The sequence below is a fragment of the Salinimicrobium terrae DSM 17865 genome, from assembly GCF_000424665.1.
Taxonomy (GTDB): domain Bacteria; phylum Bacteroidota; class Bacteroidia; order Flavobacteriales; family Flavobacteriaceae; genus Salinimicrobium; species Salinimicrobium terrae.
Map to the genome: position 1 here is coordinate 183,242 of NZ_AUKI01000017.1, position 12,107 is coordinate 195,348.

Genomic DNA, 12,107 nt, shown 5'->3' on the forward strand with positions numbered 1-12,107 from the left:
GAATGATTAAATGGTTTGCCGCTTTTGTCGGTTATATGTTTTTTGGATTACGGGGCGCCATCCTTGGATTTATCATAGGTAGCCTTATAGATTATCTTACTTCTGCCGGCCGAGGGGGATCTAGGATTTTTGCTGAAGAGGAACGGGTTACTCCGGGGGATTTTGAACTTCATCTTTTGACGCTCTCGGCTATTGTAATAAAAGCCGATGGACAGGTGAGTCAGAAGGAGATGGACTACGTACGGAATTATTTTGTGCAGGCCTATGGAAAGGAACGGGCAAATGCTGTTTTTCGCACCTTTAATGATGTGGTAAAAAGCAGGGAATTGGACGAAGCGAGAATTGCACAATTCCTGGTTGTTCGCACAAAATACGCGGCAAGACTTCAAATTGTTCACTTCCTGTTCAGTATTGCAAATGCAGATGGAAGGGTGAGTGAGGCCGAAGCACGAAAAATAAGACAAATCGCAGGGCATTTGCGCATTGGGGTGAAAGATTTCGAAAGTCTTTACGCCATGTTTTTTAAAACTACAGATAATTCCTATAAAATCCTGGAGATTGAGAAATCTGCTACCGATGCCGAAGTGAAAAAAGCTTACCGGGAAATGGCAAAAAAATATCATCCGGATAAATTGGGACATATGGATGAAGCTTACCGAAAAGGTGCCGAAGAGAAATTCAGAAGAGTACAGGAAGCTTACGAACAGATTCAAAAAGAAAGAGGGATCTAATTAATATATATTTTCGAATCCTTATTTCCAAAAAAGGGCATTTCAGGCATCTTATCTGAAAGCCCTAAATATTATTTAAAAATTTAGGCAGCCCTAAAAATTTAATTATATTTGCCTTAATCATTTTTTAAAGATTTCCAATTCTATGACCAGTTTTTCTGAAGAAAATTATCTTAAAGCAATTTTTCATTTGGAAAAGACGAGCACCGGCGGGGTGAGTACAAACGCCCTCGCCGAAAAACTGGAAACTAAAGCCTCTTCTGTGAGTGAAATGGTAAAAAAGCTTTCCAAAAAGGAACTGGTAGCTTATAGAAAATATCAGGGAGTGAGTCTAAGCGACAAGGGAAGAGAAGCTGCCGTAGAAATCATACGGAAGCATCGATTATGGGAGTACTTTCTTGTGGAAAAATTAAATTTTAGCTGGACAGAAGTTCATGATGTGGCTGAGCAGCTTGAACATATCCAGTCGGAGAAACTGGTTCTGGAATTAGATAAATTTCTTGGATTTCCACGCAAAGATCCACACGGAGATCCCATTCCCGATACTCAGGGAAATTTTCAGTCACTGGAAAAGGTGCTTTTGGCAGAGGTCGAGCCGGGACAACAGGGCCTTTGTGTTGGTGTGAGGGATTCTTCAAGGGAATTTCTGGAATATCTCGATAAGAATAAGATTGCATTAGGTAAAACCATCGAAATCATTGAAAGGGAAGAATTTGACCAATCACTACTAATTCGACTTGAAAACGAAGAACTCCATATTTCCAAATCAATTGCCAATAATCTCTTTATAAAAATTATATAGTATGAACTCCATTATAGAATACTTTGAAAGTATAGACCCTGTACTGGCTGCGTTTTTAGCAACTCTTTTCACCTGGGGCCTCACAGCATTAGGGGCCTCACTTGTATTCTTTTTTAAGAAAATGAACAGGGCGTTATTTGATGGGATGCTGGGTTTCACAGGTGGAGTCATGGTAGCGGCAAGTTTCTGGAGTTTGCTGGCACCCGGTATTGAAATGAGTGAGGGAGAAGGATTCGTTAAAGTTATTCCGGCTGTGGTGGGTTTTGGTTTTGGGGCCCTTTTTATTTTTGGCCTTGACAAAGTCCTTCCACACCTGCACGTAAATTTTAAAATGGCCGATAAGGAAGGAGTGAAAACTCCCTGGCACAAATCTGTTCTGTTAACTCTGGCAATCACTATGCACAATATTCCAGAAGGACTCGCGATTGGAGTTTTGTTTGGTGGTGCTGCAATGGGACTTGAGGGAGCAAGTATTGGAGGTGCAGTTGCTTTGGCTATGGGAATTGGCTTACAGAACTTTCCTGAAGGTTTTGCGGTAGCCATGCCATTGCGAGGACAGGGGATGAGTAGATGGAAAAGCTGGAATTATGGACAACTTTCTGCTATAGTGGAGCCAATTTCGGCAGTTCTAGGAGCCTGGGCAGTTATGACCTTTGAACCTATATTACCTTATGCGCTATGCTTTGCCGCAGGGGCGATGATCTTTGTCGTTGTTGAAGAGGTAATTCCCGAAGCTCAACAGGATCGATTTACCGATATTGCTACTATGGGATTCATCGGCGGATTCATGGTCATGATGACGCTGGACGTTGGGCTGGGTTGATTGTAAATCATTAATCTACCTTTTACTCACAATCTATTGCTTTTCCAGGAGCATTAGAAAAAATACCTGGAGCGGAATTTGCTACACCTGTTATTCTCAGCGGTCCTTATAGTATGAAAAATAAAATAATAATTTCCTGCCTTTTAATATTTCCCATCCTGCTTTGTGCTCAGGAAAAATCGGGAGAAAAAATTTCCCGGGTAAATTTTTATCTTGAAGCGGGTCATAAATTCAAATTGGATCAGACTTCCGTCAGGTTTTTAAATGTAATTTCCGATTCGCGTTGTCCGCGGCAGGTCACCTGCATCTGGCCCGGGGAAGCGAAGGTTAAGCTGGGAATAACACTAGACGGAGAATATTTTGAAAAAGAAGTGGTGGTAGGAACCGGGGGAGCAGACTTTTCACTTTCAGAAGCTCTCCAACTACAGGTCTCGCACTTGCTGCCCTATCCCGAAACAGGAGCAGGAATAGCTCCGGAAGAATACAGTATTAGGTTTGCAGCACTTGTTTCTGAATAGGATTAATGACAGCTTCCGCAGCTGGTTTCACAAGTCTTATTGCTTTTCTTTTTACTTCCGAAGATAAATTTGGGCTTATAAACAAACTTGGTGAACATATATCCTACTGCTAAAGCAAAGGTTATAAAGACCAAGATTTCCTGAAATATTTCCATAATTATTTTAATATCTGAAATGCGAACAATGCTGCGATGTAAGCAATTGCCGTCATAACTATTAATTGTAACACCGGCCATTTCCAGGTGTTGGTTTCTCTTTTTACGATCGCGAGGGTACTCATACATTGCATTGCAAAGGCATAAAATAAAAGTAAGCTTACCCCACTTGCAAATGTAAAGAGAGGCCCCCCCAGAATATGATTTGTTTCCGATGCCATTCTTGATTTAATGGTTTCTTCTTCGTCACTCCCTACGCTGTAAATTGTGGCCAGGGTACCCACAAAGACCTCCCTGGCAGCAAAGGAGCTTATGAGGGCAATACCAATTTTCCAATCATAACCCAATGGTGCTACTGCGGGTTCTATAGCTTTTCCAAGATTTCCAATATAGGAATGCTGAAGTTTATAGGATGCTACCAGTTCATCGACTTCTGCTTCGGGAAGATAGGTCTCACTATATTTAGCTTCTACTATTTCACGGGCATTACTAAAATTCTCGCCGGGACCGTAACTCGCCAGGACCCAAAGAATAATTGAAATGGCCAGAATAATCTTTCCGGCGCCGAGAACGAAAGCCTTTGTTTTCTCGACCACATTGATTCCAACATTTTTAAACATTGGCAGCTTGTAATTAGGCATCTCAATTACAAAGTAGGAGCGGCTTTTTATTTTCAGAATCTTGTGCAGCACCCACGCAGAGAAAATAGCCATTCCAAAGCCAAGCAGGTAGAGTAACATGAGCGTAAGCCCCTGTAGATTTAAACTCATAAAAGTTCGCTCCGGGATTACAAGTGCAATAATAATAAGGTAAACCGGGAGCCTGGCAGAACAGGTAGTGAAAGGCACCACAAGAATAGTGATCAACCTTTCCTTCCAATCTTCGATGTTTCGGGAGGCCATTACTGCCGGAATAGCACAGGCAGTGCCCGAAACCAGTGGAACCACACTTTTTCCACTAAGACCAAAGCGCCGCATGGTTCTGTCCATTAAGAAAACTACCCTACTCATATAGCCGCTTTCTTCAAGAATGGAAATAAATAGAAATAGGAAAGCAATTTGAGGTATAAAAATTACAATTCCCCCCAGCCCGGGAATGACGCCCTCGGCAATCAAATCGGTAAATGGTCCTGCCGGTAAAGTAGCACGGGATATTTCACTCAGCTTTGCAAAAGAAGCATCAATAAAATCCATGGGATAGCTAGACCAGTCATAAATCGCCTGAAATATGAGTAGCAGGATTGCAAAGAATATTACATATCCCCAGACTTTATGGGTGAGGATCCTGTCCATTCCAGCCCTTAAACCTTTGGCGGCATTGACATCTACAGTCATTGCCTTTTTAAGGACATTGTTAATGAACTGGTATCTAAGGATGGTTTCCTTCTGCTGCATCCTTTTAAGGGTACTTTCATCCTTGGTTACAAAACCTTCACTGAGGGAGACGTTTTGGCGGTTAACATTTCCAAAATTTACATCCTGGGTGATTACCAGCCAAAGTTTGTACAGGGATTGGTTTGGAAAAGCATTTCTCAACCTGTTGAAATAATCCGGATCCATCGAGGATGCGTTCAAACACGGTTCTGTAGAGATATGCCTGTAATTTACGATGTACTCCTTAAGCTCCTCTATCCCGGTGCGTTTTCTTGCACTCACCAGCACCACCTTGGTCTTTAATTCGGCTTCGAGAGCGGGAACGTCAATAGAAATTCCCTTGCGTTTCATCCTGTCGGCCATATTGATGACCAATATGGTCGGGATCTCAAGATCTTTGATCTGGGTGAAAAGCAGCAGGTTTCGCTTTAAATTTTCCACGTCACTTACTACTACCGCCACATCGGGATAATCCTTGTCGTTTTTATTGAGCAGGAGTTCAATGACCACATTTTCATCAAGAGAAGATGCATTAAGGCTATAAGTTCCCGGAAGATCGAGAATGTGCGCCTTGACGTTCCGCGGAAGTTTACAAATTCCTTCTTTTTTCTCTACCGTTATTCCGGGATAATTCCCCACCTGTTGATTTAATCCCGTAAGCTGATTAAAAACAGAAGTTTTCCCGGTATTAGGATTCCCTATTAATGCGACATTTATCTGTTTGGCCATAATCAGGGAATAATTTCAATTTCAATTTGCTGGGCAGTTTCTTTTCTTATTGCCAAATGGCTGCCGTTTATGTTGAGGTAAAGCGGATCTCTGAAAGGAGCTGTTTGTACCAGCTCAACTTCATTCCCTGGCAGGCATCCCATCTCAAGAAGTTTTAGTGGAATAACTTCTGCAGAAATATCCTTGATTATGCCTCGTTGGCCCCTTTTAAGATCGGCAATTGTAGTGGTCAATATTTATTTAGATTGATTTTAAACAAGGCAAAAATAAGGCAAAAACTACTATTAGAAAAACCTGCATTCACAAAAGAAAATTTTAAATGTATTTCCTTCTTCAGATTCAGTTACTGGTATTCTTTTTTCAGGATCTCAATATCCTGCATAAGGTCGTCAATTGCGTTACTATCTGTACCGTCGTAAAAACCTCTTATTCTGCTTTTCTTATCGACAAGAACAAAGTTTTCGGTATGGATCATATCAAATGGTCCACCATCTCCATCACTCTTTGCAGCCAAATAGGATTTTCTGGCAAGGTCATAGATCTCCTTTTTGTCTCCGGTGACGAGGTTCCATTTCTCATCATTTACTCCTTTTTCATTGGCATATTTACGTAATACAGGCACACTATCATGATTTGGAATCACTGTGTGAGACAGTAGAAGTACCTCCTTATCATCTTTTAACTCCTCCTGGATCTTGAGCATATGCTCTGTCATTATTGGACAAATAGTTTGACAGGTAGTGAAGAAAAAATCGGCTACATAAATTTTATCTTTATAAAAATCCCGGGTTATTGTATCTCCGCTTTGATTGTAAAGCTCAAAATCCTCAATAGTATGATATTTCCTTACTTCCTGCATGGTGCTGTCAACAAGTTCAGCATTAACCATATCGGGTTGGAAAACCGGAAGTCTTTTCTCGGGTGTCAGGATGTTATAAATAATTATAATGATGATCGCCGACAGCACAAAGAGAAAGATTCCGAAGAACTTGTATTTCGCAAAAAATTGGAGCATAAAATTTATTTCGTACAAAATTACGATTCTAATTCGTATTTTTTGGACCCCAGGCTACTAAAATTGACTGATCCTGAACCTACTGAATTTTAGACTTTTTTGAGAACCTTTAAAAGTTTACTTTTGTGCGATTTTAATTTACCTAGATTGCTATGGATCCCTTTTTTATAAAAGCACTTCAATTAATACTAAGTTTATCAATTCTTATCGTTCTGCACGAGCTTGGACATTACTTACCAGCGAAAATGTTCGGGATTAAAGTGGAAAAGTTTTTCCTGTTTTTTGATGTGAAATTTGCTCTTTTTAAAAAGAAAATAGGAGATACAGTCTATGGAATTGGGTGGCTTCCGCTGGGTGGTTATGTGAAGATCGCCGGTATGATAGACGAGAGTATGGATAAGGAGCAAATGGCACAAGCGCCAAAACCCTGGGAATTCCGCAGCAAACCTGCCTGGCAAAGACTTATTGTGATGATAGGAGGGGTGACCGTGAATATTGTTCTTGGATTTTTTATCTATATGATGGTAGTGTTCACATGGGGTAGTCCTTATATTGCTCCCGAAGACATGCCAAACGGTTTTGCCGTAGATGACACGTTCAAAGAATATGGATTTCAGGATGGGGATAAGGTTCTGGCAGTAAATGGAGAGGAACTTAAGAATAGTATTGATATCAACAAATACCTTTTTTTACGGGATGTCAATAATATTACTGTAGAACATCAGGACGGGCAAAGAGAGACTATTTCTGTGCCCGAAGAAATAGGATCTCAAATGTTTGAACAGGGGGTGATGCAACCCTTTGTGCCTATGACAATTCCAATATTGGATTCTGTAGTGGCGGGAAGCCCTGCAGATCTTGCCGGTTTAAAGAAAGGGGACAGGATCATTTCTATCAATGATATTGAAATTGGATACTGGCATCAATTGACCCGACAGGTTGAGGCAAGTAAGGATCAGGAATTAAGGCTGGTCTACAGCCGTGAAGGAGAATTTGAAAGTGTAGAACTGGATGAAGTTAACGCAGAAATCCTGGAAAATCACCTTCAAACGGTTTCTCTTACTCCAAATGAGGAAGGGAATTTGGGGGTGTATGTATTCCCACAATCTTCTATCAAGGTTAGCAGGGAGCATTTTTCATTTGCTGAAAGTATTGAAAAGGGATTTGATTTGGCTTACTGGACGCTGCACGATTATGTAGCCCAGTTCAAATATGTATTTACCAAAAAAGGAGCAACCCAGGTAGGGGGATTTGGTGCCATTGGTGGCCTTTTTCCCGATGCATGGAACTGGCAGGCCTTTTGGATGACTACCGCCTTTATTTCCATAATTCTTGCTTTTATGAATATCCTGCCTATTCCGGCTCTTGACGGTGGGCATGTTGTATTTCTTCTTTACGAAATGGTAACGGGCAGAGCTCCAAACGAAAAATTTATGGAATATGCACAGCTCGTTGGTTTTGTGATTTTGATCGCGCTGGTGTTGTTCGCTAACGGCAATGACATTTACCGCTGGCTGTTTGAATAAAATTTTAATTAACTGATATTAAGTGAGGCCGGAAAGTGATATTTTCGGCCTTCATTTTTATCCCTCGTTATGAAAGCATTTTTTATCTCTGCTCCGGAATACCTTCGGAAAATGACCTTTTTGACAGGTATTATTTTATTGATGTCCTGTTCTTCAGAAAGTCCCGATAATCCTGCTCCGCCTGAAGTTGAGCCGCAAGCCGAGAACATCGTTATTTACTCCATCAATGATCCTCACGGAAAGATTCAGAATTTTGGCAGGATCAAGGCTATTATTGATAAAGAAAAAGAAACTGAATCGCAGGTTTTTTTCGTCTCTGGTGGAGATATCTTCTCCGGAAATCCTATTGTAGACTATCATCCCGAAAAAGGCTTTCCTATTGTTGACTTAATGGGAAAAGCCGGTATGGATGTTAGTGCTCTTGGTAACCATGAATTTGATTACGGGCAGGAAGTGCTCCAAAAGAGAATGTTGGATGCCACTTTTCCGTTCCTGTGTGCAAACCTGGAAAAGAGTTCAGGAGGTTTTACGATTCCGCAGGGAAAGGTGATCCTGGAAAAAGACCGATTTAAAATTGCGTTTATAAGTGTAGTTGAAACAGGTTCGGCAGATAATAAGCCGTTGTCTCATCCTAAAAAGCTTCAGGGACTGGAATTTACTGAAGGGGTGAACGCCATGCAGAAGTATCAGGATGATTCTGAAATAATGGCAGCCGACCTGGTGGTGGCCCTGACCCATTACGGGAAAAATGGCGACAAAATGATTCTTGAGCAGCATGATTTTGTCGACCTGGTTATCGGAGGTCATAATCATGCCATTTATAGCGAGCAGGTGGCGGGAAGATATATGGTGCAGTCGGGATCAGATCTCAAACTTCTCACTAAATTGAGTCTTACCGTTCAGAATGGAGAAGTCACCCGCTACACCCATGAACTCATTTATCTTGATGAAGTTACTGAAACTGATAATGCAATGGAGCAGTTAATCTCGGAGTACAACAATAAACCTGAATTTTTTGAAGAAATAGGCACCTCTTTAAAAGATCACAATACTCCTGAAACGGCCTGCTTCTATACAGATGCCCTTCGCACTATTACCGGTGCCGATATTGTTTTCCAGAACTATGGTGGAGTTAGAGCAGGATTGGAATTTGGCAGTATCACACCTTTTGATATTTACACGATTGATCCTTTCCAGAATGGGCTGGATTCTTTCAACATGACTGTAGAACAGCTGGAAATTTTCCTTAATGCTTCTTATGCTCCCTCCCTGGCATATTCCGGAATAAAGATGGAGCAAAGAAATGGAAAGGTTGAGCTTATTGCAGATGATGGAAAACCGTTACCCAATTCTACAGAAATAACCGTAGCTTTAAATGATTACCTGTCGAATGTTTACATGCAGGATTTCCGGGAACCCACCAGTACTTATGAAAAAACTACTGCCGAATATCTAATCGATTACCTGAAGGAATACCAGTCTGTAATCGATAATGATGGCTGTAACCGCGGAATTTAATTTCTTACAAAAATATCATTTTTTAAGAGAGAGATTAAGAAGAGCCTGAATATTAAGAACCACCCGAACAGGTGGTTTTTTGCTTCCCTGGATCCAAAAGTAATGAGAGTCGGGACAGATTTCCCATCCAATGAATATTTAGAACTAGAAATGCCATCTAAAAAAAGGCAATTACAAAGAAAGCTTCTCCTCCTGGGCTTTCCTTGACTTTGTTGCTCTTCGCTCGGGACAGGCTTCTCGCCCAAATGTATTCAGAAACAAAAATGCCATCTAAAAAAGATGGCATTAACAAAGAAAGCTCCTCCTCTTGGGCTCGAACCAACCCCGATAGCTATCGGGGCTCTGATTAACAGTCAGGAATATTTTGCTCTTAATTTTGTAATCAACTCGGGAAATTTCTTGAGATTTTGAATATAGACTTTACTTTTCATTTGCTTTACGTGCCTCTCAATGGCAAGTGCCTGCCGTTTATTATCGCATTGAAAGTGAAGGAAAACCTCCCAATCATCTGTTTTGCCAGTAAATTTGGTGGTGGGTGCCGTTATATGAAAATCCATTCTACGGTTTAAATTGGAAGTCACACCTGTATAATGTCGACTAAGCTTTTTAGAGAATAATATGTATACCCAGTAGTTCATTTTAGAAATAAGAAAGGCCACCTTTTCAGATAGCCTTCCATTGCTCCTCCTCTTGGGCTCGAACCAAGGACCCTCTGATTAACAGTCAGATGCTCTAACCAGCTGAGCTAAGGAGGAATTTCAATATGTCTTTAGTGGAATATTAAGGTCACTAAAACCCCTTTAAATCTTGCTCCTCCTCTTGGGCTTCCCTCGATCCCGAAGTATCGGGACTCGGGATAAACTTCTCGCCCAAAGAAAATTCGTTTCAAAATCTTGCTCCTCCTCTTGGGCTCGAACCAAGGACCCTCTGATTAACAGTCAGATGCTCTAACCAACTGAGCTAAGGAGGAATGTCGCAACCATTTTTGCGGTTGCAAATATAGTTGAAAATTTCTATTTCACTAAAGAAAGAGCCAAAAAAGTACTTTCAGAAGAAAATTTTTTTATTTGTTTTTCCTGGTTTCTAAATAACCGAAAATCTCATGTACAATAATCTTCTTAATTATAAATAGCCTGGATAAACTCCTGATACTTCTCTACAATTATTTTCCGTTTTAATTTAAGGGTGGGAGTCAATTCCCCCCCTTCAATCGTCCATTCGTTCGGGATCAAGCGAAATTGTTTCACCTGTTCTACCGGATTAAAGTTCAGGTTATATTTTTTGACAGATTCACTTATCAATTGTCGGGCTTCGATGGCATGCAGAACTTTGTCATTACCGGGATACGGAATTTCCTGTTCCAAATACCATTTTTTAAGGGCTTCAAAGGCCGGAACAACAAGAGCACCAACAAATTTCTGAAGTTCCCCTACGACCATGATCTGTTCGATCCAGGGACTCTCGACCATTTTATTTTCAATGGGTTGGGGAGCCACAAATTTTCCGCCACTGGTTTTGATCAGCTCTTTTTTCCTGTCGGTGATTTTTAAGAACTTACCGTCTATAAATTTACCGATGTCGCCGGTTCGCAGCCAGTCGCCTTCCATAACTTCTTCGGTAAGATCGGGACGTTTAAAGTAACCTATCATCACGTTAGGACCTTTACAGAGGATCTCACCGTCTTCTGCTATCTTTACCTCGACATCCTTCAGCAGTGGACCAACGGTACCGAACATCCTGTTCTTTTCATTATAACGATTTCCGCTAATGATGGGTGATGCTTCAGTTAAACCATAACCTTCCTGGATCACGATTTCAGCTGCAGTGAATATTTTCAGCAGACGCACCTGGCATGCAGCCGCCCCTGTAATGATCGATTTCACTTCCCCTCCCAAAGCTTCTCTCCATTTACTGAAGATTAGCTTGTTGGCCAAAGCGAGCTGTACTTTATAGCTTAAGCTTTGTGGTTGATTAATTTCAAATCGTTCTGCCAAATCCAGAGCCCAGAAAAAAAGTTTTCTTTTGACACCTGTAAGTTCATTTCCCTTAGCAAGTATACCTTCATAAATTTTTTCCAGTAGCCGTGGGACCGTAGTAAAAAGAGTGGGTTTTACCTCTTTAAGGTTTGCGGCTATTGTATCCATGCTTTCTGCATAATAAACAGCTGCACCGCTGTAAAAGAAACAGTAGGTGGCCATACGCTCAAATGCATGATTGAGGGGGAGAAAACTTATCACTCTCTTACCTTGAACTCCTACTTCCTGAATAACATCGGCAGCTCCAAGGGAATTACTGACAATATTGCGGTGTGACAGCATTACACCTTTTGGAGTTCCGGTTGTTCCCGATGTATAGAGAATGGTAACGAGGTCTGTTTCTTTAATGACAGTTTTGGACTCATTTACCCGCATTTTTATTTCGGAGGTGGGGTCAATCATCAATTCTTTAAGCATAGGGATTCCTTCTACCTTTTTGAAGGAATAGACCTGTTTTAGAGCCGGTAATTCATCTTTGATCTCGATTATTTTTTGATAAAGAGCTTCATTGCCTACAAAAACGAGTTTAACGCCAGCATCTTTAAGAATGTATTGTAATTCGTTATTGGTAATATTTGGATATACCGGAACGGAAACAGCACCAATCTGCTGAATTGCCAAATCCACCATCATCCATTCGGGGCAGTTTTGGCTTAGGATTCCAATTTTGTCTTTATCTTCTATGCTGCCGTCACCTCCAGAAACCCCCATTTGTAAGAGTCTGGCACTTATTTGATCCACTTTTTCACTTACTTCAAGAGTGCTGTATTTTCTCCATTCTCCTTTTTCTTTGGCAGCAAGCATATCGGATAAGGGAAAATTTTCAAGCTGGTAATTAAGGCAATCAAAAAGCCGCTTTGGATTTTGTTTTGGTGACATGG

The 12,107-nt window shown here is 41.0% G+C and carries 11 protein-coding genes and 2 tRNA genes; 6 read left to right on the forward strand and 7 right to left on the reverse strand.

Translation table 11 applies throughout. The features are described 5' to 3' along the window. Nucleotides 1-2: 2 nt before the first annotated feature. The 4 genes from H148_RS0108215 to H148_RS0108230 all read left to right on the forward strand — a co-directional run bounded on the left by H148_RS0108215 (nt 3) and on the right by H148_RS0108230 (nt 2,874). Nucleotides 3-731 carry a TerB family tellurite resistance protein gene (locus H148_RS0108215; protein WP_029034380.1) on the forward strand — a complete coding sequence of 243 codons (729 nt, stop codon included), beginning with the start codon at nt 3-5 and terminating at the stop codon, nt 729-731. A gap of 145 nt (nt 732-876) precedes the next feature. Continuing rightward, entirely contained in the window at nt 877-1,533 is a 657-nt protein-coding gene (locus H148_RS0108220; protein ID WP_029034381.1) for a metal-dependent transcriptional regulator, read from the forward strand. A gap of 1 nt (nt 1,534) precedes the next feature. Continuing rightward, the gene (locus tag H148_RS0108225; protein WP_029034382.1) at nt 1,535-2,356 is read left to right on the forward strand and encodes a ZIP family metal transporter; all 822 of its coding nucleotides are present in this window, start codon (nt 1,535-1,537) and stop codon (nt 2,354-2,356) included. A gap of 113 nt (nt 2,357-2,469) precedes the next feature. Next, nucleotides 2,470-2,874, forward strand: a complete 405-nt coding sequence (locus H148_RS0108230) for a hypothetical protein (RefSeq protein WP_029034383.1) — start codon at nt 2,470-2,472, stop codon at nt 2,872-2,874. 157 nt (nt 2,875-3,031) lie between these two features. On the opposite strand, the gene feoB is transcribed toward H148_RS0108230, so the two are convergent. The 3 genes from feoB to H148_RS0108250 all read right to left on the reverse strand — a co-directional run bounded on the left by feoB (nt 3,032) and on the right by H148_RS0108250 (nt 6,146). Further along, complete coding sequence (gene feoB / locus H148_RS0108240) at nt 3,032-5,131, reverse strand: ferrous iron transport protein B (RefSeq protein ID WP_029034384.1); 2,100 nt, start codon at nt 5,129-5,131, stop codon at nt 3,032-3,034. Between the two features lie 2 nt (nt 5,132-5,133). Beyond that, complete coding sequence (locus tag H148_RS0108245) at nt 5,134-5,364, reverse strand: FeoA family protein (protein WP_029034385.1); 231 nt, start codon at nt 5,362-5,364, stop codon at nt 5,134-5,136. A gap of 110 nt (nt 5,365-5,474) precedes the next feature. Further along, on the reverse strand, nt 5,475-6,146 hold the full coding sequence (locus tag H148_RS0108250; protein WP_029034386.1) for an SCO family protein: 672 nt from the start codon (nt 6,144-6,146) through the stop codon (nt 5,475-5,477). 152 nt (nt 6,147-6,298) lie between these two features. Between H148_RS0108250 and rseP the strand changes: the two genes are divergently transcribed. Both rseP and H148_RS0108260 read left to right on the forward strand, forming a co-directional pair. Further along, the gene (rseP, locus tag H148_RS0108255) at nt 6,299-7,672 is read left to right on the forward strand and encodes an RIP metalloprotease RseP (protein WP_029034387.1); all 1,374 of its coding nucleotides are present in this window, start codon (nt 6,299-6,301) and stop codon (nt 7,670-7,672) included. A 69-nt stretch (nt 7,673-7,741) separates the two neighbouring features. Further along, nucleotides 7,742-9,190 (forward strand): bifunctional metallophosphatase/5'-nucleotidase, encoded by a 1,449-nt coding sequence (locus tag H148_RS0108260; protein WP_029034388.1) that lies wholly within the window; start codon nt 7,742-7,744, stop codon nt 9,188-9,190. Between the two features lie 353 nt (nt 9,191-9,543). Here the strand turns inward: H148_RS0108260 and H148_RS0108270 are convergent, their stop codons facing one another. The 4 genes from H148_RS0108270 to H148_RS0108285 all read right to left on the reverse strand — a co-directional run bounded on the left by H148_RS0108270 (nt 9,544) and on the right by H148_RS0108285 (nt 12,105). Beyond that, complete coding sequence (locus H148_RS0108270) at nt 9,544-9,828, reverse strand: GIY-YIG nuclease family protein (protein ID WP_029034389.1); 285 nt, start codon at nt 9,826-9,828, stop codon at nt 9,544-9,546. 43 nt (nt 9,829-9,871) lie between these two features. Continuing rightward, nucleotides 9,872-9,945: transfer RNA gene (locus tag H148_RS0108275), tRNA-Asn, on the reverse strand. A gap of 141 nt (nt 9,946-10,086) precedes the next feature. Beyond that, nucleotides 10,087-10,160 (reverse strand) — tRNA-Asn (locus H148_RS0108280). A gap of 148 nt (nt 10,161-10,308) precedes the next feature. After that, on the reverse strand, nt 10,309-12,105 hold the full coding sequence (locus H148_RS0108285; protein WP_029034390.1) for an AMP-dependent synthetase/ligase: 1,797 nt from the start codon (nt 12,103-12,105) through the stop codon (nt 10,309-10,311). Between the last annotated feature and the right edge of the window lie 2 nt (nt 12,106-12,107).

Coding starts and splice junctions, on each gene's coding strand:
- H148_RS0108215 (WP_029034380.1), top strand. CDS start 3: ATGATTAAATGGTTTGCCGCTTTTGTCGGTTATATGTTTTTTGGATTA.
- rseP (WP_029034387.1), top strand. CDS start 6,299: ATGGATCCCTTTTTTATAAAAGCACTTCAATTAATACTAAGTTTATCA.
- H148_RS0108225 (WP_029034382.1), top strand. CDS start 1,535: ATGAACTCCATTATAGAATACTTTGAAAGTATAGACCCTGTACTGGCT.
- feoB (WP_029034384.1), bottom strand. CDS start 5,131: ATGGCCAAACAGATAAATGTCGCATTAATAGGGAATCCTAATACCGGG.
- H148_RS0108230 (WP_029034383.1), top strand. CDS start 2,470: ATGAAAAATAAAATAATAATTTCCTGCCTTTTAATATTTCCCATCCTG.
- H148_RS0108250 (WP_029034386.1), bottom strand. CDS start 6,146: ATGCTCCAATTTTTTGCGAAATACAAGTTCTTCGGAATCTTTCTCTTT.
- H148_RS0108270 (WP_029034389.1), bottom strand. CDS start 9,828: ATGAACTACTGGGTATACATATTATTCTCTAAAAAGCTTAGTCGACAT.
- H148_RS0108285 (WP_029034390.1), bottom strand. CDS start 12,105: ATGTCACCAAAACAAAATCCAAAGCGGCTTTTTGATTGCCTTAATTAC.
- H148_RS0108220 (WP_029034381.1), top strand. CDS start 877: ATGACCAGTTTTTCTGAAGAAAATTATCTTAAAGCAATTTTTCATTTG.
- H148_RS0108260 (WP_029034388.1), top strand. CDS start 7,742: ATGAAAGCATTTTTTATCTCTGCTCCGGAATACCTTCGGAAAATGACC.